Raw genomic sequence first — 25,275 nt, 5'->3', positions numbered from 1 at the left:
ATCTTTTCGTTGGAGCATGATCTTTTCCAAAAACCAGATTCGACTTTTTGGGATCATGCTCTAGGCCCCGAACGGGCGCAGCAGCGCCCGCGAGATGATGTGGCGCTGGATTTCCGAGGTGCCTTCCCAGATGCGCTCGACGCGGGCGTCGCGCCAGATGCGTTCCAGCGGCAGATCGTCCATCAGCCCCATCCCGCCATGGATCTGGATCGCCTCGTCGGCGACGAAGGCAAGCATCTCGGTGGCCTTCAGCTTGGCCATGGCCATGTCCTGGTCGGTAACGCTGCCCTGATCGTACTTCCAGCCCGCTTCGAACACCATCAGGTCGGCGGCCTTCAGCTCGGTCGCCATGTCGGCGAGCTTGAATGACACGCCCTGGAACTTGCCGATCGGCTGGCCGAACTGCTGGCGCTGCGCGGCGTATTCGATGGCATGGCCAAGCGCCCGCTCGGCGCGGCCGAGGCAGGTGGCGCCGACCTGCAAGCGCGTTGCGCCGAGCCATGAATTGGCGACGTCGAAGCCTTTGTGCACCTCGCCGAGAACCTGACTGGCCGCCAACCGGCAATCGTCGAATTCGAGGATGGCATTGGTGTAGCCGCGATGCGAGACGTTGCGGTAGCCGTCGCGCACGGTGAAACCCTTGGTGCCCTTGTCGACGAAGAAGGCGGTGATCTTCTTGCGTTTTCCACGCGAAGACTCTTCCTCCCCCGAGGCCATGAAGACGATGGCGAAATCGGCAATGTCAGCGTGGCTTATGAAATGCTTGGTCCCGTTCAGCACCCAGTCGTCGCCGTCTTGCACGGCGGTTGCCTTCATGCCGCGCAAATCGGAGCCGGCGCCCGGCTCGGTCATTGCCAGGCAATCCCATTTTTCGCCGCGAATGCACGGGAACAGATACTTCTCGCGCTGCTCCGGCGTGCCGGCAAGAAGGATGTTCGAAGGCCGCGCCACGCAGGTCCAATGCAGCGCGTAATTGGCGCGGCCGAGTTCCTTTTCATAGAGCAGCCAAGTCACCGTATCGAGCCCGGCGCCGCCGACATCGGCCGGCATGTTGGCGGCATAGAGGCCGGCTTCGATCGCCTTGGCCTTGATCTCCTCGATCAGCTCGCGGCGCAGCACGCCGGTACGCTCGACCTCGCGCTCATGCGGGTAGAGCTCGTTCTCGACGAAGGCCCGCGTCGTCTCGACGATGAGCTTCTGCTCCTCCGAAAGCCCAAAATCCATGGTCTCAGCCTTTCTTCTTTTTCTTCGGCTTTTCAGCCTTGGCCTTTTCGGCCGCCTTGGAGGCAACGGGCTTCTTCGCCGCAAGCTTGGCCAGCTGCCTGGTGTAGTCCTTATGCAGGGCGCCGGCACCCCAGCCTTTGCCTTTGTTCTGCTTCGACAGTGCCTCCATGATGGCGACCAGATTGTCGTCGCGGATCTTTTCGAGCTCGCGGATCGACAGACCGTGCGCCTGATCGTCCGACTGGGTGGCGATCAGCTCGACCAGCTCGTCGTTGAACTCCGGCACATCCATCAGCTTGGTCCACGGCCATTTCAGGCACGGGCCGAACTGCGCCATGAAGTGGCGCATGCCGGCCTCGCCGCCGGCGACGCGATAGACCTGGAACATGCCCATCTGCGCCCAGCGCAGGCCGAAGCCATAGCGCATGATGTCGTCAAGCTCCTCGACCGTGCAGATGCCGTCCTTGATCAGCCACAGCGCCTCGCGCCAGGCCGCTTCGAGCAGGCGGTCGCCGACGAAAGCCTCGATCTCCTTGCGGATCACCACCGGCTTCATGCCGATCGAGGCGTACATCTCCTTGGCGACCTCGATCGCCTCGGGAAAGGTCTGTTCGCCGCCGACGATCTCGACCAGCGGCAGCAGATAGACGGGGTTGAACGGATGGCCGACGACCAGCCGCTCCGGATGCTTCTTCATCGCCACCTGCATGTCGGTCGGCTTGATGCCGGAGGTGGAGGAGCCGACAATTGCGTTGGCCGGCGCATAGAGGTCGATCTCGGCCAGAACGCGGTGCTTCAGGTCGAGCCGCTCAGGCACGCTTTCCTGGATGAAGTCGGCGTCTGCCACCGCCTCGGCGATCGTCTTAGCGAAGGTAAGCCTGCCCTCTTTCGGCAGGCCGCCGGGCAGCATCTGCTTGTAGGCGCGTCGCGCTCCCTTCATCACCTCGCCGACCTTGCGTGACGCCTCGGGATCTGGATCGAAGATCGACACGTCGATGCCGTTGAGCAGCAGCCGCGCCACCCAGCCGGCGCCGATGACGCCGCCGCCGATGGCGGCCGCCTTGTTAATGATGCTCATGCGGAGGCTCCGGTTCTTGTGCTGGCTGTTGCGGGGTCGGTGAGGGCGACACGCTCGCCGGCACGGATCAAGGACGCGTCATAGGCCTTGCGCGCGAACACTTCGAGCACGAAGGGCCGGAAGAAATCGATCGACAATGTCTCGTAATCCGGGTCGAAGCTCGACTGGTCCCAGCGCTCGCAAAACTCATCGCAATCGTCGAAATAGATGTGCCCGGCGAAACGGTCGCGGGCGTGCGGATTGCCGCCGAGGTGATGGGCGTAATAGAGACGCTGGAAGTCGCCGTGCTTCTCCACCACCCAGGTGCATTGCTCGCGCACAAAAGGCTTCAGGATCGACGCCGCATATTCGTCGTGATTATAGGGCGCGTAGATGTCGCCGATGTCGTGCAGCAGCGCGCAGGCAATCCAGTCGGTGTCGGCGCCGTCGCGCCAGGCCCGTGTTGCCGCTTGCAGCGAATGGCCGAGCCGGGTGATCTTGTAGCCCGACAGGCCCGCATCAAGCTGGACGAGCGCGTCGAGCAACCGTTCGCCGGTCTTTGCCGCATAGTCGATCTCGTGCTCGGTGAGGAAGGCATAATCCTCGCGGTCGCCGTCCTTCATGGCGGTGAATTTCACGGTCTTCATCGGCGGCTCCTCCCAACCGGCTACCGGCTTTTCAAAGCGGTGCGCGCTTCGTCAGGTTCAGCTTCTTGCGCACCTCATCGGGGCCGATGACCCTTGCGCCCATATTCGACACGATGCTGACCGCCCGCTCGACCAGCTGCGCATTGGTCGCCAGCACGCCCTTGTCGAGCCAGAGATTATCCTCCAGCCCGACGCGGACATTGCCGCCGGCTAGCACCGCGGCCGCGACATAGGCCATCTGGTTGCGGCCGATGGCAAAGGCCGACCAGTTCCAGGTCGACGGTACATTGTTGACCATGGCCATGAAGGTGTTGAGGTCGTCCGGCGCGCCCCACGGCACGCCCATGCACAATTGCACCAGCGCGTCCGGCTTCAGCACTTCTTCCTCGACCAATTGCTTGGCGAACCACAGATGCCCGGTGTCGAAGGCCTCGATCTCCGGCTTGACGCCGAGCGCCGTCATCATGCCGCCCATGGCGCGCAGCATGCCGGGCGTGTTGGTCATGACATAGTCGGCCTCGGCGAAATTCATGGTGCCGCAGTCGAGCGTGCAGATTTCCGGCAGGCACTGGCGCACATGCTCCATGCGGTTGCTGGCACCGCCCATGTCGGTGGCTTTTTCGTTCAGCGGCAGCGGCTTCTCCGGCGGGCCGAATACCATGTCGCCGCCCATGCCGGCGGTCAGGTTCAAAACGACATCGACGTCTGCCGCGCGGATGCGCTCGGTTACTTCGCGATAGAGATGCACGTCGCGCCTAGCCTTGCCGGTCTCGGGATCGCGCACATGGCAGTGCACGATCGCAGCCCCTGCCTTTGCCGCCTCAATGGCCGAATCGGCGATCTGCTTGGGCGAGCGCGGCACATACGGGCTGCGGTCCTGCGAACCGCCGGACCCGGTCACGGCACAGGTAATGAAAACCTCTCGGTTCATCGCTAACGGCATCGGACTCTCTCCCAATAGAACGTAGGGCAAGAATGCCTGACTTGCCGCAAACTGTTTTGCGTTTTACGAAGATCGTGTGACCAAAACCGAAAAACCGACGATCTTTCGTGCCGAACGTTTGCCGCTCAAGGTGACGCTGCTGGTATTCTCCGGCTCGTCGATCATGTGCGTCGCGTCGGCCGTCGATCCGTTGCGCGCCGCCAACCGTATTGCCGGTGAGACGCTGTTCGATTTCAGGCTGGTCTCGGTCACAGGCGAGGCGCCGGTCACCACATGCAGCCTGCCGGTGGCGGTCAGCGGCCGCTTCGATGCGGCTGACACAACCGACATGCTGGTCGTCGTCGCCGGCTTTGGCACGCAGAACTATGCCACGTCGGCCTTGCTGTCCGGCCTGCGCCGGGCGGCGCGCGCGGCACGCGCCTGCGGCGGCGTCGAGGCGGGTACGTGGCTGGTGGCGCGCGCGGGCTTGCTGGAAGGGCGCAGCGCCACCACCCACTGGGAGGACATGGAGGATTTTTCGTCGGCCTTTCCCGGCGTCGACGTGCGCCCCGACCGCTACGTCATCGATGGCCCGGTGTTCACCTCCGGCGGTGCCTCGCCGACCTTCGACCTGATGCTGCATCTGATTCGCACGCGGCTCGGCATGGCCGTGGCGCTCGATGTCGCGAGCGTCTTCATCTACGACCAGGCGCGCGCCGCGACCGACGCGCAGCCGCTGGTCTCGCTCGGCCGTCTCGACGGCTACGATCCCAGGCTGGCGCAAGCCATCCGGCTGATGGAAGCCCATGTCGACCAGCCGCTGGCCATTGCCGCGGTGGCAAAGCGCGCCGGAGTGACGGCGCGAACGCTGGAAAGCATTTTTCGCAAGTCGATCGGCGAAACGCCGGGCGCCTATTATCTCAGGCTGCGGCTGGGTGCGGCGCGCCGGCTGGTGGTCGATACGCGCGTGGCCATGGCCGATATTGCCGGGCGGACAGGATTCTCGTCCGCCGCGGCATTTTCCAGGGCGTTTTCAAGAGCGTTCGGCGAAGCGCCGGTCAGGCTGCGCCAGAGATAATGCATGTCGCCCAAAAGTGCGTAGCGGTTTTGGGGTAACGACATGCATAGACAAAGGTGGATCAGGCAGCGTCCTGGCGGACGCTGTTGCCGTCGATCTGCGAGCGCATCTGTCTCGCAAGATGGGTCTCGAAGCGGCTGGCGACCGCGCGATCCCATTCGTTTGCGCTCAACGCACCTTGCTTCGGGTGCGGCAGCGCCATCAGCCGGTCGATGATCGATCCGGCCTCGCCAGATGAGAGCAGGGCGTCGATTTCGCGTTCGTGCTGCATATCGTTTCGCCTCCTTCTTTCTGTTCCCGCCACGAACCACATATACGAGATTCGTGACGGCTGTTTGAAGGCAAGAGCGAGGCGATTGAGGGGCGGCGCGAGGCAAAACCTTGTCGTCGGTTCCGCCCTCGCGCAAAGCTGTTCCGGACCGGCGGGTCGGTCAAAAGACCCGCCGGTGCGACACCTCAGACGTACCGGTTGACGATATTCTCGAGCAGTTCCTGGCGGCCGGATCTGGGCTGCGGCTCGATCTCTTCCTTGACGACGCGCTCGGCGATCTCCTCGAGAGTGCGCTTGCCGGCAAGCATCGCCTTGGCCTCGGCCGCATCCCAGCCGGCATAGCGTTCGGCGAGCGGGGCGGACAGCGCCTTGTCCTCGACCATGCGCGCTGCCGCTTTGAGGCCGCGAGCGCAGCAATCCATGCCGCCGATATGGCCGATCAGCAGATCCTGCGGATCGAGCGACTGGCGCCTGAGCTTGGCGTCGAAATTGGTGCCGCCGGTCTTGAAGCCGCCGGCCTGCAGCACCTGGTAGTAGGCCAGTGCCATCTCCGGCACATTGTTGGGGAACTGGTCGGTATCCCAGCCCGACTGGTAGTCGTTGCGGTTCATGTCGATCGAGCCGAAAATGCCGAGCGCATTGGCCAGCGCCAGTTCATGCTCGAACGAATGGCCGGCCAGGATGGCGTGGCCCTGCTCGATGTTGAGCTTGACCTCATTCTCCAGTCCGAAACGCTTGAGGAAGCCATAGACGGTGGCGACGTCGTAATCGTATTGGTGCTTGGTTGGCTCCTGCGGCTTCGGCTCGATCAGGATGGTGCCTTCGAAGCCGATCCTGTGCTTGTAGTCGACGACCAGGTTGAGGAAGCGGCCGGCCTGTTCCTGCTCGCGGCCAAGGTCGGTGTTGAGCAGCGTCTCATAGCCCTCGCGGCCGCCCCACAACACGTAGTTCTCGCCGTTCAGCCGCTTGGTGACGTCGATGCAGTGTTTCACCGTCGCCGCCGAATAGGCAAAGACGTCCGGATCGGGATTGGTCGCGGCGCCCGACATGAAGCGGCGGTTGGAGAACAGGTTCGCCGTGCCCCAAAGCAGCTTGACGCCGGTCTGCTTCATCTTTCCCGAGAAATAGTCGGCGATCTCGTCGAGCCGCGCCGCACTTTCGGAAAAGTCCCGGCCCTCCGGCCGCACATCGGCATCGTGGAAGCAGAAATAAGGCGCGCCCAGCAACGAAAACATCTCGAAGGCGACGTCGGCCTTGAGCTTGGCCAACTCCATCGTGTCGGTGCCGCCTGCCTTTGGGAACCACGGCCGCTCAAACGTCTGGCCGCCGAACGGATCCCCGCCCGGCCAGGCAAAGGAATGCCAATAGGCGACGGCAAAGCGCAGATGGTCTTCAAGCCGCTTGCCGGCGACAATCTCGTCGGGATTGTAGAACCGGTAGGCCAGCGGATTGGTCGAATCCGGTCCCTCGTATTTGATCTGCTGGATGTCGCCGAAAAAACCGCTGGTCATGTTCTTTTCCTCTCGCATGGTTCGGCCTGATTACCTCAGGCGTAATTGGTTTCGCGCTGGCGCTGGGTGAAAAGGCTCATGTCAAAGCCACTCAACGAAGGAGACAGACCATGACCGACCTCAACACCATTGCCGAAAACTACATCGCCGCCTGGAACGAGAGCGACGCCGTGCGCAGGAAAGCCTTGCTCGAGGCGACCTTCACCGAGGACATCGGCTACCGCGATCCGATCATGCAGGGCGACGGCCATGACGGCATCGCGGCGCTGATCGACGGCGTGCAGCAGCGCTTTGCCGGCTTCAGCTTCTCGCTGAAAGGCAAGCCGGACGGCTTCGCCGATACCATCCGCTTCTCGTGGAACCTCGGGCCGGACGGCGTCGAGTCCATCATCGAAGGCACTGATATCGGCGTCATCGAAAATGGCCGGCTGAAAAGCGTCACCGGCTTTCTCGACAAGGTGCCGGCGTAGTGAGGCCTTTTCGGCAGGCCGCGGCGAGGGCGGGAATCCGCTCACGCCGTGGCGCTCCTGATTGCCGGGTAAAGCTGGCGGTAGCGCTGATAAGCATCCGCGTAGGCATCGCCGAGGGCGGCGACCGGCTCGACCGTGGCGTCGGTCGCCGGCGCCGTGCACACGGCGCGCGGATCGGCACCGGTCGCCGCGATCAGGCCAAGCCGGGCCGCACCGAAGGCGGCGCCGAAATCGCCGTCGGCTGGAATATCGACTGGCAGGCCAAGCGCGGTGGCGATGGCCTTCAGCCAGTAGCGCGAACGCGAGCCGCCGCCGATCGCCGTCACCCGGGTCAGCGTCGTGCCGGCCTTGGCCAGGGCTTCGAGGCTGTCGCGGAAGGCGAAGGCGACGCCTTCGAGCACGGCCTGGGTCAGCGCCACGCGGCCGGACTCGTGTGCAAGCCCGGTAAACGCGCCACGAATGGCCGAATCATTGTGAGGCGTCCGCTCGCCTGAGAGGTACGGCAGGAAGGAGACGCCGGTCGGCGCCTGCAGCGCATCGCCGAGTTCGGCGGTCAGTTCGCTGGCGCTTTTTCCAGCGATCCCCGACAGCCAGTTGAGCGAATCGGTCGCAGACAGGATGACGCCCATCTGGTGCCAGGTGCCGGGCAGCGCGTGGCAGAAGGTGTGTACCGCACTTTCCGGATTGGGCAGATAGGACGCGTTGGCGGCAAAAAGCACACCGGACGTGCCGAGCGAGACGAAAGCCTGGCCGGCGCCGACCGTGCCCATGCCGCAGGCCGAGGCCGCGTTGTCGCCGGCGCCGCCGGCGATCGGGATGCCCGTCTGCATGCCCCATTTCGCAGCCAGTTCGCTGCGCAAGGCACCGGCCTTTGCCGTGCCTTCGACCAATGACGGCATCTGCCTTTCGTCGAGCGACGTGGCGGCGAGCAGTTCGGCGGACCAGGCTCGTTTGCCGACATCGAGCCACGACGTGCCAGCCGAATCCGACATTTCCGAAATATGCTCGCCGGTGAGCCAGAGCCGCAAAAAGTCCTTCGGCAGCAGGACCTTTGCCACCTTGGCGAAAACAGCCGGTTCGTTGTTTTTCACCCAGGCCAGCTTCGGCGCGGTGAAGCCGGGAAAGACGATGTTGCCGGTCAGCTTGCGAAAGCGCGGGTCGGCATCGAGTACAGCCGCCTCGGCGTGGCTGCGTGTGTCGTTCCACAGGATGCAGGGGCGCAGCACCTGGTCGGCGGCATCGAGCAGGGTGGCGCCATGCATATGGCCGGAAAGGCCGATGCCTTTGACCGCCGCGAGTTCCTTCGCATGCGTGGACCTCAGCTCGGCGATCGCCGCTTCGCAGGCGCGGATCCAGTCGGCCGGGTTCTGTTCGGACCAGCCGGGATGCGGGCGCGACACGTCGAGCTGCGCATGGCCGGAACCGACGATGCTCTGCCGGGCATCGACCAGCAGCGCCTTGACGCCCGACGTGCCGAGATCGAGGCCGAGATACATGTTTCCTCCCATGTCCGTCATACCTGGCGGCGACGGTCTTCCTTGCTTCCCCGCCCAGTCCTGCGACACGGGCGGCGAAGATATCCCGGCAATCGTGCCGCCGGACAAGCGCTCCGGTCAACACGCGAAGATTTTTTCGACGCTCGAAAAAATCTGGCCGGGGCAGTTTTTAAGGCAAGATGTGGCCTTGGTCAATTCGCCGCGAGAGCGGTTGCGCGCCGTGAAAACAGTGCCGACAACGGGCTGTCCGGCCGTGCCAGTGCACGTTCCGCCGCAAGCGCCCTCGCCAGTGCGCCATCACCGGAACGCAATGCCGCTTCGATCAGCGTCAGGTCGATGACGTCGCGTTGTGCGTGGCTGCCGCCGAAGCGATGGGCGATTGCCCGGATCGGCCGGATCAGGCGTATCGTCTCGGCATGATTGCCCTCGCCGAATGCCTTGATGGCGAGCGTCAGCGGATGGCCGACATCCCGGGTGAAAGCAGCGTTGTCGTCTTTACCCTGCATCGCCTCGCGCTGCGCCTCGAGCAAGCCGCGGGCCGGCGCGTCGAGGCCGGCGCCGACGAACGCCATCATCGCGTGGGCGTCGTTGAAGGCATAATGGCCGGCGCTGGCCTTGGGCAACCAGTTGGCGGCGAGTGCCGTCCAGCGCTCGCCGACATCGACGCCGCCGAGATGCAGCCGCCACAGGATAGCCGAGGCATCGACCATGTTGAGCGCCAGCGTCGAGCGCTCGCCATAGATCGGCCCGTCGTAGAGCGCCAGCACCTCGCCGGTCTCGCCGAGATCATAATGGAACAGGGCCAGATGCCACCAATTGTGCACCTGCAGGAAGCTTTCCCGCGTCCACGCTTCGGGATTGGCGCGCATCCACAGAATGCCGTCCTTCTGCCGGCTCTGCATCTCCATGACATGGGCCACCGCATGCTGGGCCCAGCCGTCGCGCGGCTCGAGATCCACCGCCGTGCGGCCAAGCCTTTCGGCGCGCGCGTAGTCGCCCATTTCCTCCAGCCCAAAGGCCTGCATGCCGAGTATGGCGTGATAGCCCGGCATGCCGCTCTGCCAGGACGGCAGCGCGCGGCCGATGCGGTCGCGCAGCATGCGCGCATTGCCGGTGAAGAAGTCGATCTGGTGGCCGGTCTGCAGCGCCAGCGCATCGAGCGGAAACTCGATGGCGATGTCCTCCAGCACGCGGGCGGCCTCGTGCCAGCGGCCCTCCGCAAGGTGGCCAAGGGCGGCGACATGCGCCTGCTCGCGTGTCGTCGCGGCAAGCGGCAGCGCCGCCTCGTGACATGCCTTGGCCACCGCCGTCGCTTCGCGCTCTGTGGCGAGGCCAAAGAGATAACCCTTGAACACATGCGCCATGACGAAGCCGGGATCTTCGGCGATTGCCCGGTCAACGGAACCGACAGGATCGCCGATGAAACACTGCAATTCGCGCACGGCCCGGCTGTAGGACGAGAGCCCGGCCTCCGTCGCGCCGGACAGTGTCAGGCCGAATGCATCGCTGACCGCCATGGTCTGTCCTCAGTTGCCCGATCGCATCGCCACCGTCGCGATCCCGGCGCCGACCAGCAGCGTGCCGCCGGTGCGATTGAAGATGCGGATCGCCTTTGGGTTGCGCACCACGTCGCGCGCCCTTGCCGCGATCAGCGCATAACCGAAGGCATTGGCGAAGGCGAGCGCCAGGAAGGTCGTCTCGAAGATCAGCATCTGTGTCCAGAAATCCGCGTGCCGGTCGAGGAACTGCGGCAGGAAGGCGACGAAAAAGGTGATGCTTTTCGGATTGAGCGCGGTAACCAGCCAGACATGCGCCGTCATCTTGGCCGATGACACCGCATCGGTGCGTGGTTCGGCCCTGAGCGCACCGCCGGCGCGAAACAGCTTGATGCCGAGATAGATCAGATAGAAGGCGCCGATCACCTTCAGCACGGTGAATACGGTGGCCGACGCCGCCAGCAGCGCGCCGATGCCCAGCATCGACAGTGTCATCGCGGTGAAGTCGCCGAGCGCCACGCCGACTGCCACCGGCAGCGCGATGCGCCAGCCCTGGCCGAGCGCATAGGACACCACCAGCAGGATGGTCGGGCCCGGAATGACCAGAAGGACTGTCGAAGCGGCGGCAAACGCGGCCCAGTTTTCGAAGGACATTTTCTTCTCCTTGAGCTCAAAGAAGAGGATAAATCCTCGGCCCCGCGAAGATGTAAAGAGGCAAAAATCGAAAAAGCCCTCGTTAACGCCAGGCGGCCGACCTTCACGCTTTTTCAACCATGATTGGTGAAAATGCCTGCTATCCGGCCGGACCGTGTTTCCCGCCGATAGCGTAGGGTTTGGGTAAATGCGTGAGTTGCCGCAAGGTCTGTCGCTGCCGCGTAATGGCGACGCAATCGAAACCGAAATACAGCTTTCCCGCCGCACGGTGCTGTCCGGCGGCGGCGCACTGGCGCTGCTCGGCGTCGCCGGCTGCAATCAGACGCTGGATCTGCCGTCGCTCCAGCTCGACGATGTCACCACCGGCTCGATCCGGCCGATCCGTCCGAGCATCAGCGTCGACAAGAACATCACCAGCCCCGACGTGATGTACGCTTCGCTCACCGACGGTGGCTTCAATGTGCCGGAAGTGCCCTATCTCAAGGTCAAGCCGGAGTTCCGCCGCCAGATCGTCGTCGATCCGACCGGCGAGCAACCCGGCACCATCGTCGTCCACTCGCAGGAACGGCTGCTCTATCTGGTGCAGCCCGGCGGCGAGGCGATCCGTTACGGCGTCGGCATCGGCAAGGACGGGTTCCGCTGGTCCGGCCGCGCCAACATCCAGTACGGCAAGGAATGGCCGGTCTGGACCCCGCCGCCCGAGATGATCGCCCGCAGGCCGGAGCTGGTAAAATGGCAAAGCGGACAGCCGGGCGGCCTCGACAATCCGCTCGGCGCGCGCGCCCTCTACATCTATCAGAACGGCAGCGACACCGGCTATCGCATCCACGGCTCGCCCGAATGGTGGAGCATCGGACAGGCGATGTCGTCGGGCTGCGTGCGCCTGATCAACCAGGACATCATCGATCTCTACAGCCGCGTCTCCAAGAAAAACCCGGTCGTCGTCGTCTGAACGGCGGCTTCGCTTTCAACGATCACTCTGCCGTTGCGCGATGCCGCAAGACAGGCGAATGTGCCTGCGATTTTCATCGCCCCGGGAGACGTGAACAATGGCCGGAACTTTTGTCATCGCGCAAGGCGGCGGCCCGACCGCCGTCATCAACCAGACCGTGGTGGGCGCCACGCTCGAAATCCGCAAGCGGCATCCCGGCGCCAAGGTCCTTGGTTCCATCCACGGCGTGCGCGGCATTCGTGACGGCAATTACGTCGATCTTTCAGCCATCCCCGAGGACCGCCTGCGGCTGATCGCGGCGACACCGAGCGCCGCGCTTGGTTCGACGCGCGACAAGCCGGATGCCGCCTATTGCGACCTCGTCCTCAACGGCTTGAAGAAAGCCGGTGCCGACGCCTTCATCTATATCGGCGGCAACGACACCTCGGGCACACAGCACATCCTGACCGACGCCGCCGGCGGCAAGATCGCCTTCGTCCATGCGCCGAAAACCATCGACAACGATCTCGAGGACAACGACCACACGCCCGGCTTCATGTCGGCGGCCGAGTTCGTCGCCGGGGCATTCCTTTCGGTCGATCTCGATTTCCGCGCTCTGCCCGGCATCTATGTCGGCATCGTCATGGGGCGGCATGCCGGTTTCCTGACGGCCGCATCCGCGGCATGGCAGCTCGACCAGGACAGCGGCCCGCATCTCGTCTACGTGCCGGAGCGGCCGTTCTCGGCGGCCGGCTTCATCGACGACGTGCGCGCCACGCTCGACCGCCACAAGCGCTGCATCGTTGCCGTCTCCGAGGGCGTCAGCACTGCCGACGGCAAGGCGCTGGTCGAAAGCCTGGTGCCGCCGGAAAGGCTGGAGCGCGACCAGCACGGCAACGTCAAGCTGTCGGGCAGCGACCTGCCGGCAGCCTTGGAGCGTGCGCTCGCCGAAGGATTGCCGGGCAAGCGGGCGCGCGTCGATGCGCTCGGTTACATGCCGCGCGGCTATGTCGGCGCCATCAGCGCGGTGGACGCGCAGGAGGCCTTCGATGCCGGCGCCTTCGCGGTCACCGTGGCCGACGAGGGCGGCGGTTCGGTGGCGCTGCAATATGACGGCAAGAAAACCGTGCTGAAGAAGGTGCCGCTGAAGAACGTCGCCGGCAAGACGCGCCATATGCCGGATGATTTCATGCTGCCCGACGTCAACCGGCTGTCCGATACGGGCATGGCCTATCTGAAGCGGCTGGTTCCGCAAAAGTACAAGGTCGGCAAGCCGTTCGTCTGATGCCGGCTTTCGTCTGATGGACAGCTGGTTCAGCAAAACCATCGTCGATGCCAAGACGACGATGCTGACCGAGCCCTTCGTGCATGAATTCGTGCGCGCCAACATCTGGCATTTGCGCGGCCGCGATGTCGACCTGCTGGTCGACACCGGCATGGGGATCTGCCCGCTGGCGCCGCAGATCGATATGCCGGCCGGCAAGCCGCTGCTCGTCGTCGCCACGCATATCCATCTCGATCATGTCGGCTCGCTGCACGAGTTTCCGTTGCGGGCAGGGCCGCGCCACAGCGCCGCGCAGTTCGACAGCATGGATGAAGCGGTGACCTACACCTACATGTTCCATGATCTGGAAGGCGCCGTCTCCAGGCTGCCGGCGGAGGGCTGGAAAGCGGCCGATTACAGGATTCAGCCGGCGCCGCTGACTAGGACCCTGGACGAGGGCGATTGGATCGACCTCGGCGACCGTCAATTCCGCGTCCTGCATCTGCCCGGCCACTCTCCGGATTCGATCGCGCTGTTCGACGAGGCAGACGGCCTGTTCTTCGCCGGCGACGCCATCTACGACGCCATGCTGATCGACGACCTGCCGGATTCGGATCGTGCCGCCTATCGCCGCACCATGCAGCGCCTGCTCGAGCTGCCGATCCGCATCGGCCATGGCGGTCATGGACCGAGCTTCGACGGCAGGCGAATGCGCGAGATCGCCACCGCCTATCTCCGCCGGACCGACGGGAAAGGCGAATAGGAGGCCTCTGCTGAGGCGGCGCAAATCTGAAGCGATTTGTCTTGCTCAGCTATTTTGTTCTTGCTTTGTGCCGGCAGCTATGCTAGTAATTTGGGTATGGTGCTGATTCGCCCCAACGACCCGCCGCAAGGCGGGTTTTTGTTTTCGGGTTTCGGCGCCAGCCCGGCAGGGCGGTTGCCAGCCGGAAATTAAATCTTCGTAATATTATCTGGAAACCACGATCGGCGCCCTAGATGCGGGGCTGTCGATCCGGTCGGCCGCCGTGCCAGGCGAGACAGGCAAGGCCGACACGTCGATAAAGCGTTCCGGTGATGGAAAGCTGCGGCGCCCGATCAATCTCTCGCCCGGACAACGGCCATGTCACCAATCAAGACCCTTCGCAGACATCGCGTCGCCGCTCTGCTGGGCGCCGCACTGATCGTCAGCCCCTTTGCCTTGCCCCTCGCTCCCAGGCTGAATGATGTCCTGGCGGCAACGGTGACCCCTCCCGTCACCGGCATGACCGCTCCCAGCGGTTCGTTCGCGCCGGTCGTGGCGGCCGACAAACCGGCGGTGGTGACCATCACGACGGTCATGGAAGCACAACAGCCGGACACCACGAGCGACGCCTCTCCCTTTGGCGGAACCTCCCCTTTCGACGACTATTTCCGCCATTTCTTCGATGACCAGGGACAGCCCGCCCCCAAGACACCGCCGGAGCAGGCGCCGCGCGCCGAGGCCCTCGGTTCAGGCTTCGTCGTCGGCGCCGACGGCACCATCGTCACCAACAATCACGTCGTCGACGGCGCCCAATCGATCAGGGTGACGCTCGACGACGGCACCGAGCTTCCCGCCAAATTGATCGGCCATGACGCCAAGAACGATCTTGCCGTGCTCAGGGTCAAGGCCGGCAAGCCCTTGCCGACCGTCAAATGGGGCGATTCCGACAAGCTCATGCCGGGCGACCAGGTGCTCGCCTTCGGCAATCCTTTCGGCCTTGGCACCACGGTCACGGCCGGCATCGTCTCGGCCCGCGGCCGCGACCTGCACAGCGGGCCGTTTGACGACTTCATCCAGATCGACGCACCGATCAACCGGGGCAATTCCGGCGGCCCGCTGACGGATGTGAACGGCAATGTCGTCGGCATCAACACGGCGATCTTTTCACCGAATGGCGGCAGCGTCGGCGTCGGCTTCGCCATTCCCTCAGACCAGGCACAAAAGGTCGTCGCCAAGCTGATGAAGGGCGGCTCCATCCAGTACGGCTATCTCGGCGTCCAGATCCAGCCGGTGACGCCTGACATGGCGAGCGCCATCGGCCTCGATCACCCCGCCGGCGTGCTGGTCGCGCAGGTCAGCGACGGATCGCCGGCCGCCAAGGCCGGCATCGAGACCGGCGATGTCATTACCAGCTTCGCTGGCCAGGACATAAAGGATCCAAGGGGCCTGTCGCGCGCCGTCGCCGACGTTGCACCCGGCACGACGGAAACCCTCGATGTCTGGCGCAAGGGGCAAAGCCAGCAGATCTCCGTCGAGGTCGGGCGCAACGAAGACGACATGGCGACGGGATCGGTGACCGGCGATCAGCATCAGCCGTCGACGGAGCAGGGCCTTCGCGCACCGGCGCTCGGTCTCGGCCTGATGGATGTTACCCCGGATGTGCGGCAGGCAATGAACCTGGCAGGCAACCAGCACGGCGCACTGGTCGAGCGCGTCGACCCGAACAAGGCGGCATCGGCTTCCGGCATCCAGCCCGGCGACATCATCGTCACCGTCGACCAGCATCCGGTGAGGAGCGCCAGGCAGGCTAACCAGGCGATTGTGCAGGCTGCCAAGTCCGGCAAGAAATCGGTGCTGCTGCTTGTCGAGCGTGGCGACGCCCAGATGTTTGTCGCCGTGCCCTTCGCCAGTGGCTGAAGCAGACGGCGCGCTGCCAAGGTCGATGTAGAGCATTGCCGCCAGGCCGGAGCCAAGATTTCGGTTGCCCGCGGGCGCGTCTTCGAGAAAACTGACAAAGGTCGATTGGACCTTGCGCAAACGGATATTCTCGATGGTTACCCGAGGCTTCTCTTCCGGACGAAAGCCGCCGACGGATACGGATGCACGTATCCCGCCGGGGCAATATCTCGAGCAAGGTTTCCCGGTCCTGTCGGCCGGCCCGACGCCGCATGTGCGCACCGTGGATTGGTCGTTCACGCTTAAGCACGGGCCGCGGCCGATCAAGAAGTGGAACTGGGCCGAGTTCAACGCGCTGCCCTTGACCAAGATGACGCGCGACATCCATTGCGTCACCGCATGGACCAAGTTCGACACGGCGTGGCAGGGCGTGCTGGTCGACGACATCCTTGCCGACGCCGGCATCGAGCCGCCCACCGCCTTCACGCTGGCGCTGGGTTTCGACGGCTATTCCACCAACGTGCCGACGAAGGATCTCACCGGCGGCAAGGCGATGGTGGCGCTGCTTTACGAGGGCAAGCCGATCACCCCCGACCATGGCGGCCCGGCACGGCTGCTCGTTCCGCATCTCTATTTCTGGAAATCGGCCAAATGGCTGAACGGGCTGCAGTTCACCGAGCGTGACGAGCCGGGTTTCTGGGAGTTGCGAGGCTATCATATCTATGGCGACCCGTGGCGCGAGCAGCGCTACACGAACGATCCATGAGCGACGCACCGGCGGCGCAGTCGCCCTGGCAGACGGTCACCATCACCCGCATCCAAAAGCGCACGCCGCGCGTCACCAGCTTTTTCCTGCAGCCATCGCGGCCCTTCGCTTACCGTGCCGGACAGCATGTCGATGTCAGGCTGACGGCGCCTGACGGCTATCAGGCGCGGCGCTCCTATTCCATCGCCTCGGCACCGGAGACCGGCGAGACCATCGAACTGGCGATTGAAAAACTCGAGGACGGCGAGGTCTCGCCGTTCTTTCACGAGATCGCGGCAGTGGGCGACGAGGTCGAATTGCGCGGGCCGCTCGGCGGCCATTTCGTTTGGTCCGACGGCGATGGCGGCCCGCTCCTGCTCGTCGGCGGCGGGTCGGGCGTGGTGCCGCTGATGTCGATGGTCCGTCACCGGGCGATACGGGGGTCGCTGGTCGCCGCCGCCCTGGTGTTTTCCGCGCGAGTTTGGGACGAGGTGATCTTTCGCGACGAGTTGATCGACCTCGCCGAGCGCCGGGATGGCTTCGACCTGGTGCTGACGCTGACGCGCGAGCCGGCCCGCCGTCCGGCGGATTATGCGCGGCGGATCGATGCCGCGATGATGGTGCAAGCCATGACGAGGCTGCCTGCGCCACCGAAGCTCGCCTTCGTCTGCGGCTCGAACGCATTCGTGACGGCCGCCGCCGAGGCACTGATCGATGCCAGCGTGCCGGCGGCACTCATCCGCACCGAACGCTACGGGGTCTGACCCGGTTCTGCTTGCCCGGTTGCTGCCTTCGCTGCCCGGCATAAACGGGCCAAAAACAGGCAGAACGGCGAGGCCGCGTTTGGCTGAAATGGTTAACGATTCGACAAACAACCTCGGTTGCGACTTTTATCGGTTTAGAAAATCGAACCGAACGGTTCGTTTCTGTTGACAATGCGTGCAGGACATTGTGAACGCTGCCTCTCCAAGTCACCTTGCAGCCAGACCGACGCTATGAGTTATCTATTTGATATCAAATACTAAAATTGTGGCGGAGGGAATCCGTGGCACAATTTCAAGGTGTAGATTCTTGGTCCACACCAAACAACTTCGTGATTGGAAACTGGCCATTGGCTTTCCCACATCGGGGCTGTCCGAACGACGCGAATTCCTCCCAAGACACGCCGCTAGACGGACGGAAAACTAAGATACTGGAGTACTAAAATGAAAAAGATCGCTCTTGCCGCCGTCGCCGTTTTGGCCATCACCGGCAGCGCCTTCGCTGGCAGCGACAACTTTGGTTCCAAGGGTGCGAACCAGCCTGCCGTTTCGGTCGACAGCTCGTACACGGCCTCCATTCAGAAGCCGGCTCATGCTGACCAGCAGCCTGTCCAGGGCGCCGACCGTAACCTCTTCGGCAACAACTAACAGCCGATCCCAGCATCAGGGCGGCGGGCATTATCCGCCGTCCGGGGGATCTGAAAAATTCAGGAGTATTAAGATGAAAAAGATCGTTCTTGCTGCCGCCGCCGTTTTGGCCATCACCGGCAGCGCCTTCGCTGGCAGCGACAACTTTGGTTCCAACGGAGCCAACCAGCCTGCTGTCTCGGTCGATAGCTCCTACACGGCTTCTGTCAAGACGTCGGACCAGGCTGAAAAGCAGCCGGTTGTCGAGGGCGCCGACCGTAACCTCTTCGGCAACAACTAACAGCCGATCCCACCATCCAGGCGGCGGCATGCCCGCCGCCTGGATCCGAGAAATCCAGGAGTACCCAAAATGAAAAAGATTGTTCTTGCTGCCGCCGCTCTCTTGATTGCCGCCGGCAGCGCTTATGCCCGCAACGACAATGTTGGCGGGACCGACATCAACAAGCAGACGACCGCCAATGTCGACAACACGCAGACGTTTTCGGTGCGTGACAGCAACTCGCCGATCTACAAGCTGCTGAATTCGTCTGGCGATGTGCCTAAGTCCGCGCCTCAGGGCGCCGACCGCAACCTCTTCGGCAACAACTAACAGCCGAACTGGAATTAAAAACAAGAGCGGCGGGCCATGCCCGCCGCTCTTGTCTTTTGCATGGCGGAAAAACGCCTGCTTCAAGCCGCCTTTGCTTCTGCTTCATGGAGCGCGAAAGAGCGCCCGTCCGCGTCGAAAATATGCAGGTCTCCGGCGTCCGCCGTCAGCCGCAGCGTCGCTCCGCGCTTGATCTCGACATTGCCCGGCAGCTTGGTCACCAGCGGCAGGTCGGCGCGGCCGATGTCGACATAGACGAGCTGGACCTCGCCGAGCTGCTCGACATAATCAACCGTCCCTTCGAACAAATAGTCGGCGCCGGTGGCGATCATCAGATCCTCCGGCCGCACCCCGAAGCTCACCGCAGCGCCTTTCGCCGACGCAGGCGTTGCGATCGGCACCGTTGCCTTGCGGCCGCCGACATGGCTGACGACCGTCGGGTTGCCGGTCCTGTCGATCGTCGCCGGCAGGATGTTCATCGCCGGCGAGCCGATGAACTGGGCGACGAACAGATTGCCGGGCCGCTTGTAGAGCTCCATCGGCGTGCCGACCTGTTCGATATGGCCTTCCTTCAGCACCACGATGCGGTCGGCCAGCGTCATCGCCTCGACCTGGTCGTGGGTGACGTAGATCATCGTTGTGGCCGGCATCGATTCCTTGAGCTTGGCGATCTCGATGCGGGTGGCGACGCGCAGCGCCGCGTCGAGGTTGGATAGCGGTTCGTCGAACAGAAAAACCTTGGGATTGCGCACGATGGCGCGGCCGATGGCGACGCGCTGGCGCTGGCCGCCCGACATCGCCTTGGGCAGGCGGTCGAGATATTTGGTCAGCTGCAGGATCTCGGCCGCCTGGCGCACCCGCTTGTCGATCTCGGCCTTGCTTTCCTTGCCGATCTTCATCGAGAACGCCATGTTGTCGTAGACCGTCATGTGCGGATAGAGCGCATAGGACTGGAACACCATGGCGATGCCGCGCTTTGACGGCGGCACGTCGTTGACGATCTCGCCGTCGATCTTGAGCTCGCCGGAGGTGATCTCCTCCAGCCCGGCGATGCAGCGCAGCAAGGTCGACTTGCCGCAACCCGAGGGGCCGACGAAGACGATGAATTCGCCCGACTTTATGTCGAGGTCGACGCCGTGCAGAATGTTGAGATTGCCGTATGATTTCTTCACTTGCCTTAGCGTGACATCGGCCATGGTACCCTCCAGTTCTTCCTTGAATTCAGTCGATACGCCCGAACCAGGCGCCGTAGCCGCCGAGGCGGATTGTGCCGGCGCCAGTCTCTCCCGAAAACCCGTGTCCCGGCAAGGGCTGCAGTGAGCGGCCGCCAAGATCGACTTCGGCCGGCTTTGCTCCGAGATTGAAGGCGCAGACGATCTGCTCGTTGCCTTCGCGGCGCGTGAATGCGACGGTGTCACCGTCGCTTTCGATGAACTCGATATCGCCCTTGGCCAGTGCCGGATGAGCGCGGCGGAAAGCCAGGAAGCGCCGGTAGTGCTCGAGCAGCGAGCCGTCGTCGCCTTGCTGCACATTGACGGCTTGCGCAAGGTGCTTGCTGGGCACCGGCAGCCAGGGCTTTGCCGTCGAGAAGCCGCCATTGCGGGCAGCGCCGTCCCAAACCATCGGCGTGCGGCAGCCATCGCGGCCCTTGAATTCCGGCCAGAAGCGGATGCCGTATGGGTCCTGCAGATCCTCGAAGCTAAGTTCGGCCTCGCTGAGCCCGAGCTCCTCGCCCTGATAGATGCAGACCGAGCCGCGCAACGACATCAGCAGCGCCGAGATGACCTTGAGATAGGCGGTCGGGTCGGGCTCGCCGGCTGCCCAGCGCGAGGCAGGGCGCATCACGTCATGGTTGGAAAAGGCCCAGCACGACCAGCCGTCGCTGGCCACCTTGCCGAAGGTTTCCAGCACCGAGCGCACCTTTGCCGCGCTGATCTTCTCCGGCGCCAGGAAGTCGAAGGAGTAACACATATGCACGCGCTTGCCGCCGGCCGTATAGGCCGCCACCACTTCCAGCCCACGCTGCGAATCGCCGACCTCGCCAACCGCGGCCGTCGCCGGATATTCGTCGAGCAAGGCGCGGAAGCGTTCGAGGAAGCCGAGGTTTTCAGGCCGGCTCTTGTCATAGAGATGGTCCTGGTAGTTGTAGGGGTTGACGGCCGGCGCCGTCTGGTCGTTGCGCTGTTCGGGCGGCAGCGGCGGATTGTCTTCCAGGCCTTGGCTGTGGAAGTAGAAATTGATGGTATCGAGGCGGAAGCCATCGACGCCGCGCTCCAGCCAGAAGCGGGTAACATCGAGCAGCGCGTCCTGGACCGCGCGGCTGTGGAAATTGAGGTCGGGCTGCTCGGCCAGGAAATTATGCAGGTAATATTGCTGGCGGCTGGTGTCCCACTGCCAGGCCGAGCCACCGAAGATCGACAGCCAGTTATTGGGCGGCGTGCCGTCCGGCTTGGCATCGGCCCAGACGTACCAGTCGGCTTTTGGATTGCTGCGGCTCGACCGGCTTTCCTTGAACCAGGGATGGATGTCGGCGGTGTGCGAGAGCACCTCGTCGATCATCACCTTGAGGCCAAGCCGATGCGCCTCTGCGGTCAACGCGTCGAAGTCGGCCAGCGTGCCGAACATCGGATCGACATCGCAATAATCCGACACGTCGTAGCCAAAGTCTTTCATCGGCGATTTGAAGAATGGCGAGATCCAGATGGCATCGACGCCGAGCGAGGCGATATAGGGCAGCCGCTGGATGATGCCCCTGAGGTCGCCGATGCCGTCGCCGTTCGAATCCTGGTAGCTGCGCGGGTAGATCTGGTAGATCACGGCACCTCGCCACCAGTCGCGATCGATAGCGAGATCGGGCTTCGGGGTGGCCTTCAAAGCGGATTGCATGATCTCAACCTCCTTTCACCGAGCCGGCAAGCAGCCCGCGGACGAAATAGCGCTGCAGCGAGAAGAACACGATCAGCGGCACGATGATGGTGACGAAGGCCGATGTCGTCAGGATCTCCCAGTCGCCGCCGCGGGAGCCGAGCAACGCATTGAGCTTGGCGGTCAGCACGATCTGGTCGCCCTCGGTACCAAGAAAAACCATCGCCACCAGCAGATCGTTCCACACCCAGAGAAACTGGAAGATGGCGAACGAGGCCAGCACCGGGAACGACAATGGCAGCACGATCTTGACGAAGATCTCGAAATCGCTGGCGCCGTCGATGCGCGCCGATTCCATGATCTCGCGTGGCAGGCCGGCAATATAGCTCCTCAGAAGATAGATGGCGAAAGGCAGGCCGAAGCCGGTATGCGCCAGCCAGATGCCGAGATAGGTCTTCGACGGCACGCCGAAGAAGCTGCCGACACCGTTATAGAGCTTCAACAGCGGAATCAGCGACATCTGCAGCGGCACGACCAGGAGGCCGATGATGACGGCGATGAGCAGGGCCCGGCCGGGAAAGCGCATCCAGGCCAGCGCGTAGGCGGCGAACGCGGCGATCAGGATCGGGATGACGGTGGCCGGAATGGTGACGGTCAGCGAGTTCATGAAGGAGCGGCCGATGCCTTCCGAAAACAGCACCGTGTCGTAATTGTCGGTGGTGAATTTCGGCGGTGCCGACGAGGCGTAATAGACGCGCTGGCCGCGTTCGCTTTCGAAAGCCTTCGGCGAGGTCATGACGAAACTGCCGTCGGCATTGAGCTGCAGGGTCACGTCGTCGCCGAGATCGGCTGTCGTGCCGGCGGGATATTGCGTCGGCGCTGCCGACTTGACGCCGAAGGCGCTGATGTTGCGGGCCGGGCCGTCGCCGAAGATATTGCCTTGCAGGACGAACTTGCCGTCCTTCTCGACCTGCGCCGAGGCGGGCGGCAGCCGTCCGGCTTCCGTCTGGCTGGAACTGGTGAACGAGTTCCACCAGCCCGAAGCGATGATCTGGTCCTTGTCGCGCAGCGACGAGACCAGAATGCCGAGCGTCGGGATCGTCCAGATCGCAACGAAGATGAAGACGGCGATATGGACGCCGAAACGGCTGACAAAGGACTTTCCGGTCGACGCGGCCATCTCAATGTCCTTCCGTCTCTTTGTTCGCCTGGCGGATGTTCCAGACCATGATCGGAATGACCGCGATCATGATGATGATGGCGATGGTGGCGCCGCGGCCGAAATCGCCGCCGCCGCGGAACATCCAGTCGAACATCAGATTGGCCAGCACCTGGCTGTTCCACTGGCCGTTGGTCATGGTCAGCACAATGTCGAAAACCTTCAGCACCAGGATGGTGATGGTGGTCCAGACGACGGCGATCGTCCCCCAGATCTGCGGCACCATGATCTTCCAGAAGATCTGGAAAGGGTTGGCGCCGTCGATGACGGCGGCTTCCAGTGTCTCTTCCGGAATGCCGCGCAAGGCCGACGACAGGATGACCATGGCAAAGCCGGTCTGGATCCAGATCAGGATGACCATCAGGAAGAAATTGTTCCAGAACGGCAGCGAGATCCAGACCTGCGGCTGGCCGCCGAAATACTGGATGATGGCGTTGAGCAGACCGATCTGCGTCTGCCCGTCGCCGCGATACTCGTAGATGAATTTCCAGATGACGCTGGCGCCGACGAAGGAGATCGCCAGCGGCAGGAAGATCAGGCTCTTGGCGATGGTGCCCCACCAGATCTTGTCGGTGAGCACGGCGATGATCAGCCCGAGGAAGGTGCAGGCGGCCGGCACCACCGCCAGCCAGATGATGTTGTTGAGGATGGAGTTGCGGAACTCGCGGTCGCCGAACGCCCATTGATAGTTGGCCAAGCCGACGAAATGGCCGCCGCCGCGATCGAGGAACGACAGCCTCAGCGTCTCCACCACCGGGTAAATCAGATAGATGGTGAGGATGATCATCGCCGGGCCGACGAACAGCCAGGGTCGGATCACCCCCTGCCGGCGCAGATTGTTAATCGCCGCCTTGCCGGAAACGCCGCGTGCCGGAAAGATCGTGTCGAGTGCCTTGTTGGCGCCCCAGAAATAGGCGACGCAGCCGCCCACGCCGATGATGATGACGAATATCGCCGAAAAAATCTGAGCCGCCATGGGTCCCTCCCCCTGCGCACGGATCCGCCAGTCGAGAATGGCTTTGGCGACGGGATCATGCGCCGATTCAGTTGTCTGGAGCGCGACCAGCCGGTAAGCAGGTCACTGGGCGCGCGTCATGCCGGAATGCGTTGTGCTCACGACAATCGACGCGACGCCAAGCACCGGATAGGATCCGGGCCGTTTGAGGCCCGGATCGCATCAGATTGGGAACTCAAGCCGGCCGCTTACTTGATCGCGTCCCAGCTTTTCTGGATGTCGGTGGCGACGTCCTGGGCGGACTTGCCGCCGACCAGGTCGATCATGCCGGTCCAGAACGCACCGGCGCCGATCTTGCCCGGCATCAGGTCGGACCCGTCGAAGCGGAAGGTCGAGGCGTTGGCCAGGATCTCGCCCTGCTTCTTCAGCGCGTCGCTGGCATAGGCGTCCTTGTTGACCGACTTGAACGGCGTCACGAAGCCGCCCTGTGCCATCCAGATCTCATGAGCGAGCGGCAGCTTCAGGAATTCGATGAAGGCGCGCGCTGCCTTGGAGTCCTTGGTGATCATGGCCAGCGTGCCGGCGCCGAGCACCGGAGTGCCGAGCTCGGGCTTGGAGGCGTAGGGCGGGTAATAGAAGAAGTCGGCATCCTCGCCGATCTTGGTGCCTTGCGGGAAGAAGGTCGGGATGAACGATGCCTGGTGGTGCAGATAGCATTTCGGCGGCACCGAGAAGAGGCCCTTCGGGCTGTCGCGGAAATCGGTCGCCGCAACCGCCTTGGCGCCGCCCTCGACCATCTTGTCGTCGGTCGCGATCTTGCCGAAAATGTCGATGGCGTTGACCACGGCCGGATCGTTGAACGGAATTTCGTTCTTCACCCATTTGTCGTAGGTCTCGGGCGTCTGGGTGCGCAGCATGATGTCTTCGACCCAGTCGGTCGCCGGCCAGCCAGTGGCGCCGCCCGAACCAAGCCCGATGCACCATGGCGTGCCACCGTCGGCGATGATCTTCTTCTCGAGCTCGGCAAGCTCTTCCTGCGTCTTCGGCACCTTGTAGCCGGCTTCCTCGAAATTGTCCGGCGAGTACCAGACCAGCGATTTCACGTCGGCCTTGTAGGGGAAGGCGAAGAAACCGGGCTTGCCGTCCTTGTCCTTGAAGGTGCCGAGGTCGACCCAGGATTGGCCGGCGCCGTAATTGTCCTTGACCCAGTTGGCGGTGTCGTCGCCGAGCGGCGTCAAAAGGCCCTTCGATGCCAGATCCTGGATCAGCCCCGGCTGCGGCAGCACGGCGATGTTGGGCGGGCTGCCGGCCTGCGTGTCGATGACGATCTGCTGCTCGTAATTCTCCGACGAGGAGTACTTGATCTCGGCGCCGGTGGCTTCGGAGAAGTAATCGAGAACGGTGCGGACAAGTCCTTCGTCCTCGCCGCGCCACGGTCCGAAGATCGTCAGCGTCTCGCCCTTGAGGTCGACCTTCTTGAGCTCTTCGTAGTTGGCCCAGTTGAAACGGGGATCTTCGCCCGGCTTGAACTTCAGTTCGGCTTGCGCGGGCATGGCCAGGGCGAGCGTGGCAAACGCAGCGCCCAGCAGAAGCATTTTCTTCATCGGTATTCCCTCCCAGTGGTGACAAACACCGAACGAAACCTCCATTCCGTCCGCCGGCGCTGCAGGACTGTGACTCAGTCGGAAAGGAACTGCAACCTTTTCGTAGAGTCTTCCAAAGCGCTTTGGTCATTTTGATCTCGCCACTGAATTGATCGGGAGTCAAGAGGAAGCCGGCTTAATCGATTTAATTTCTGCGGTCGAGTGCCGGCGGAAGTGCGCTGCAGCACAGTTTT

The 25,275-nt window shown here is 63.4% G+C and carries 25 protein-coding genes; 11 read left to right on the top strand and 14 right to left on the bottom strand.

Annotated elements, in window-relative coordinates; translation table 11 throughout:
* Positions 1–60: 60 nt before the first annotated feature.
* From RQ479_RS19560 to RQ479_RS19545, 4 genes are read right to left on the bottom strand one after another with little or no spacing between them, the layout of a single operon-like run.
* The gene (locus RQ479_RS19560) at positions 61–1,224 is read right to left on the bottom strand and encodes an acyl-CoA dehydrogenase family protein (protein ID WP_376702282.1); all 1,164 of its coding nucleotides are present in this window, start codon (positions 1,222–1,224) and stop codon (positions 61–63) included.
* A gap of 4 nt (positions 1,225–1,228) precedes the next feature.
* A complete protein-coding gene (locus RQ479_RS19555) occupies positions 1,229–2,302 on the bottom strand; it encodes a carnitine 3-dehydrogenase (RefSeq protein ID WP_376702281.1) in 1,074 nt (357 codons plus the stop codon).
* Complete coding sequence (locus RQ479_RS19550) at positions 2,299–2,928, bottom strand: HD domain-containing protein (protein WP_376702280.1); 630 nt, start codon at positions 2,926–2,928, stop codon at positions 2,299–2,301. Before RQ479_RS19550 ends, RQ479_RS19555 begins: the two co-directional genes overlap by 4 nt.
* 31 nt (positions 2,929–2,959) lie before the next feature.
* A complete protein-coding gene (locus RQ479_RS19545) occupies positions 2,960–3,871 on the bottom strand; it encodes a 3-keto-5-aminohexanoate cleavage protein (protein WP_376702279.1) in 912 nt (303 codons plus the stop codon).
* Positions 3,872–3,947: 76 nt separating this feature from the next.
* Here RQ479_RS19545 and RQ479_RS19540 point away from each other — a divergent pair, with 76 nt between their 5' ends.
* A complete protein-coding gene (locus RQ479_RS19540) occupies positions 3,948–4,928 on the top strand; it encodes a GlxA family transcriptional regulator (RefSeq protein ID WP_376702278.1) in 981 nt (326 codons plus the stop codon).
* A 61-nt stretch (positions 4,929–4,989) separates the two neighbouring features.
* Here RQ479_RS19540 and RQ479_RS19535 read toward each other — a convergent pair whose 3' ends face one another.
* Together RQ479_RS19535 and xylA are read right to left on the bottom strand one after the other, a co-directional pair.
* Positions 4,990–5,199, bottom strand: coding sequence for a hypothetical protein (locus tag RQ479_RS19535; RefSeq protein ID WP_352516933.1), 210 nt, complete (start codon positions 5,197–5,199; stop codon positions 4,990–4,992).
* Between the two features lie 185 nt (positions 5,200–5,384).
* The gene (gene xylA / locus RQ479_RS19530; RefSeq protein ID WP_376702277.1) at positions 5,385–6,710 is read right to left on the bottom strand and encodes a xylose isomerase; all 1,326 of its coding nucleotides are present in this window, start codon (positions 6,708–6,710) and stop codon (positions 5,385–5,387) included.
* A 110-nt stretch (positions 6,711–6,820) separates the two neighbouring features.
* Between xylA and RQ479_RS19525 the strand changes: the two genes are divergently transcribed.
* Positions 6,821–7,180: a nuclear transport factor 2 family protein gene (locus RQ479_RS19525; RefSeq protein WP_376702276.1), complete on the top strand. Its 360-nt coding sequence runs from the start codon at positions 6,821–6,823 to the stop codon at positions 7,178–7,180.
* Positions 7,181–7,221: 41 nt separating this feature from the next.
* Here the strand turns inward: RQ479_RS19525 and xylB are convergent, their stop codons facing one another.
* The 3 genes from xylB to RQ479_RS19510 all read right to left on the bottom strand — a co-directional run bounded on the left by xylB (position 7,222) and on the right by RQ479_RS19510 (position 10,826).
* Positions 7,222–8,676, bottom strand: coding sequence for a xylulokinase (xylB, locus tag RQ479_RS19520; RefSeq protein ID WP_376702275.1), 1,455 nt, complete (start codon positions 8,674–8,676; stop codon positions 7,222–7,224).
* Positions 8,677–8,867: 191 nt separating this feature from the next.
* Entirely contained in the window at positions 8,868–10,193 is a 1,326-nt protein-coding gene (locus RQ479_RS19515) for a tetratricopeptide repeat protein (protein WP_376702274.1), read from the bottom strand.
* A gap of 9 nt (positions 10,194–10,202) precedes the next feature.
* On the bottom strand, positions 10,203–10,826 hold the full coding sequence (locus tag RQ479_RS19510; protein WP_376702273.1) for a LysE family translocator: 624 nt from the start codon (positions 10,824–10,826) through the stop codon (positions 10,203–10,205).
* A gap of 187 nt (positions 10,827–11,013) precedes the next feature.
* Between RQ479_RS19510 and RQ479_RS19505 the strand changes: the two genes are divergently transcribed.
* The 9 genes from RQ479_RS19505 (at position 11,014) to RQ479_RS19465 (ending at position 18,402) form a co-directional block, all read left to right on the top strand.
* Positions 11,014–11,778 (top strand): L,D-transpeptidase, encoded by a 765-nt coding sequence (locus RQ479_RS19505; protein WP_376702272.1) that lies wholly within the window; start codon positions 11,014–11,016, stop codon positions 11,776–11,778.
* Between the two features lie 97 nt (positions 11,779–11,875).
* Positions 11,876–13,042: a diphosphate--fructose-6-phosphate 1-phosphotransferase gene (locus RQ479_RS19500; RefSeq protein WP_376702271.1), complete on the top strand. Its 1,167-nt coding sequence runs from the start codon at positions 11,876–11,878 to the stop codon at positions 13,040–13,042.
* Between the two features lie 16 nt (positions 13,043–13,058).
* Complete coding sequence (locus RQ479_RS19495) at positions 13,059–13,784, top strand: MBL fold metallo-hydrolase (protein WP_376702270.1); 726 nt, start codon at positions 13,059–13,061, stop codon at positions 13,782–13,784.
* Positions 13,785–14,141: 357 nt separating this feature from the next.
* Positions 14,142–15,680: a DegQ family serine endoprotease gene (locus RQ479_RS19490; protein ID WP_376702269.1), complete on the top strand. Its 1,539-nt coding sequence runs from the start codon at positions 14,142–14,144 to the stop codon at positions 15,678–15,680.
* A gap of 133 nt (positions 15,681–15,813) precedes the next feature.
* A complete protein-coding gene (locus RQ479_RS19485) occupies positions 15,814–16,425 on the top strand; it encodes a molybdopterin-dependent oxidoreductase (protein WP_376702268.1) in 612 nt (203 codons plus the stop codon).
* Positions 16,422–17,168 carry an FAD-binding oxidoreductase gene (locus RQ479_RS19480; RefSeq protein ID WP_376702267.1) on the top strand — a complete coding sequence of 249 codons (747 nt, stop codon included), beginning with the start codon at positions 16,422–16,424 and terminating at the stop codon, positions 17,166–17,168. Before RQ479_RS19485 ends, RQ479_RS19480 begins: the two co-directional genes overlap by 4 nt.
* A 441-nt stretch (positions 17,169–17,609) precedes the next feature.
* Complete coding sequence (locus RQ479_RS19475; protein WP_376702266.1) at positions 17,610–17,813, top strand: DUF680 domain-containing protein; 204 nt, start codon at positions 17,610–17,612, stop codon at positions 17,811–17,813.
* Positions 17,814–17,886: 73 nt separating this feature from the next.
* Positions 17,887–18,093: a DUF680 domain-containing protein gene (locus tag RQ479_RS19470; RefSeq protein ID WP_376702265.1), complete on the top strand. Its 207-nt coding sequence runs from the start codon at positions 17,887–17,889 to the stop codon at positions 18,091–18,093.
* 69 nt (positions 18,094–18,162) lie between these two features.
* Positions 18,163–18,402 (top strand): DUF680 domain-containing protein, encoded by a 240-nt coding sequence (locus RQ479_RS19465; protein ID WP_376702264.1) that lies wholly within the window; start codon positions 18,163–18,165, stop codon positions 18,400–18,402.
* 80 nt (positions 18,403–18,482) lie between these two features.
* On the opposite strand, the gene RQ479_RS19460 is transcribed toward RQ479_RS19465, so the two are convergent.
* The 5 genes from RQ479_RS19460 to RQ479_RS19440 form a co-directional block, all read right to left on the bottom strand.
* Positions 18,483–19,595, bottom strand: coding sequence for an ABC transporter ATP-binding protein (locus RQ479_RS19460; RefSeq protein ID WP_376702263.1), 1,113 nt, complete (start codon positions 19,593–19,595; stop codon positions 18,483–18,485).
* Between the two features lie 25 nt (positions 19,596–19,620).
* Positions 19,621–21,285 carry an alpha-glucosidase family protein gene (locus tag RQ479_RS19455; protein ID WP_376702262.1) on the bottom strand — a complete coding sequence of 555 codons (1,665 nt, stop codon included), beginning with the start codon at positions 21,283–21,285 and terminating at the stop codon, positions 19,621–19,623.
* Positions 21,286–21,289: 4 nt separating this feature from the next.
* Positions 21,290–22,444 (bottom strand): carbohydrate ABC transporter permease, encoded by a 1,155-nt coding sequence (locus RQ479_RS19450; protein WP_376702260.1) that lies wholly within the window; start codon positions 22,442–22,444, stop codon positions 21,290–21,292.
* Position 22,445: 1 nt separating this feature from the next.
* A complete protein-coding gene (locus RQ479_RS19445; protein WP_352717276.1) occupies positions 22,446–23,459 on the bottom strand; it encodes a sugar ABC transporter permease in 1,014 nt (337 codons plus the stop codon).
* A 227-nt stretch (positions 23,460–23,686) separates the two neighbouring features.
* Positions 23,687–25,042, bottom strand: coding sequence for an ABC transporter substrate-binding protein (locus RQ479_RS19440; RefSeq protein ID WP_352717278.1), 1,356 nt, complete (start codon positions 25,040–25,042; stop codon positions 23,687–23,689).
* Positions 25,043–25,275 lie beyond the last annotated feature (233 nt).

The organism is Mesorhizobium sp. ISC25 (assembly GCF_042295465.1).
Lineage (GTDB): Bacteria > Pseudomonadota > Alphaproteobacteria > Rhizobiales > Rhizobiaceae > Mesorhizobium.
This window is presented reverse-complemented; position numbering and strand designations above follow the sequence as displayed.

Coding starts and splice junctions, on each gene's coding strand:
- RQ479_RS19460 (WP_376702263.1), bottom strand. CDS start 19,595: ATGGCCGATGTCACGCTAAGGCAAGTGAAGAAATCATACGGCAATCTC.
- RQ479_RS19445 (WP_352717276.1), bottom strand. CDS start 23,459: ATGGCGGCTCAGATTTTTTCGGCGATATTCGTCATCATCATCGGCGTG.
- RQ479_RS19515 (WP_376702274.1), bottom strand. CDS start 10,193: ATGGCGGTCAGCGATGCATTCGGCCTGACACTGTCCGGCGCGACGGAG.
- RQ479_RS19545 (WP_376702279.1), bottom strand. CDS start 3,871: ATGCCGTTAGCGATGAACCGAGAGGTTTTCATTACCTGTGCCGTGACC.
- RQ479_RS19455 (WP_376702262.1), bottom strand. CDS start 21,285: ATGCAATCCGCTTTGAAGGCCACCCCGAAGCCCGATCTCGCTATCGAT.
- RQ479_RS19535 (WP_352516933.1), bottom strand. CDS start 5,199: ATGCAGCACGAACGCGAAATCGACGCCCTGCTCTCATCTGGCGAGGCC.
- RQ479_RS19500 (WP_376702271.1), top strand. CDS start 11,876: ATGGCCGGAACTTTTGTCATCGCGCAAGGCGGCGGCCCGACCGCCGTC.
- RQ479_RS19480 (WP_376702267.1), top strand. CDS start 16,422: ATGAGCGACGCACCGGCGGCGCAGTCGCCCTGGCAGACGGTCACCATC.
- RQ479_RS19510 (WP_376702273.1), bottom strand. CDS start 10,826: ATGTCCTTCGAAAACTGGGCCGCGTTTGCCGCCGCTTCGACAGTCCTT.
- RQ479_RS19495 (WP_376702270.1), top strand. CDS start 13,059: ATGGACAGCTGGTTCAGCAAAACCATCGTCGATGCCAAGACGACGATG.
- RQ479_RS19485 (WP_376702268.1), top strand. CDS start 15,814: ATGGTTACCCGAGGCTTCTCTTCCGGACGAAAGCCGCCGACGGATACG.
- RQ479_RS19525 (WP_376702276.1), top strand. CDS start 6,821: ATGACCGACCTCAACACCATTGCCGAAAACTACATCGCCGCCTGGAAC.
- RQ479_RS19465 (WP_376702264.1), top strand. CDS start 18,163: ATGAAAAAGATTGTTCTTGCTGCCGCCGCTCTCTTGATTGCCGCCGGC.
- xylA (WP_376702277.1), bottom strand. CDS start 6,710: ATGACCAGCGGTTTTTTCGGCGACATCCAGCAGATCAAATACGAGGGA.
- RQ479_RS19440 (WP_352717278.1), bottom strand. CDS start 25,042: ATGAAGAAAATGCTTCTGCTGGGCGCTGCGTTTGCCACGCTCGCCCTG.
- RQ479_RS19555 (WP_376702281.1), bottom strand. CDS start 2,302: ATGAGCATCATTAACAAGGCGGCCGCCATCGGCGGCGGCGTCATCGGC.
- RQ479_RS19560 (WP_376702282.1), bottom strand. CDS start 1,224: ATGGATTTTGGGCTTTCGGAGGAGCAGAAGCTCATCGTCGAGACGACG.
- RQ479_RS19470 (WP_376702265.1), top strand. CDS start 17,887: ATGAAAAAGATCGTTCTTGCTGCCGCCGCCGTTTTGGCCATCACCGGC.
- RQ479_RS19490 (WP_376702269.1), top strand. CDS start 14,142: ATGTCACCAATCAAGACCCTTCGCAGACATCGCGTCGCCGCTCTGCTG.
- RQ479_RS19475 (WP_376702266.1), top strand. CDS start 17,610: ATGAAAAAGATCGCTCTTGCCGCCGTCGCCGTTTTGGCCATCACCGGC.
- RQ479_RS19505 (WP_376702272.1), top strand. CDS start 11,014: ATGCGTGAGTTGCCGCAAGGTCTGTCGCTGCCGCGTAATGGCGACGCA.
- xylB (WP_376702275.1), bottom strand. CDS start 8,676: ATGTATCTCGGCCTCGATCTCGGCACGTCGGGCGTCAAGGCGCTGCTG.
- RQ479_RS19450 (WP_376702260.1), bottom strand. CDS start 22,444: ATGGCCGCGTCGACCGGAAAGTCCTTTGTCAGCCGTTTCGGCGTCCAT.
- RQ479_RS19550 (WP_376702280.1), bottom strand. CDS start 2,928: ATGAAGACCGTGAAATTCACCGCCATGAAGGACGGCGACCGCGAGGAT.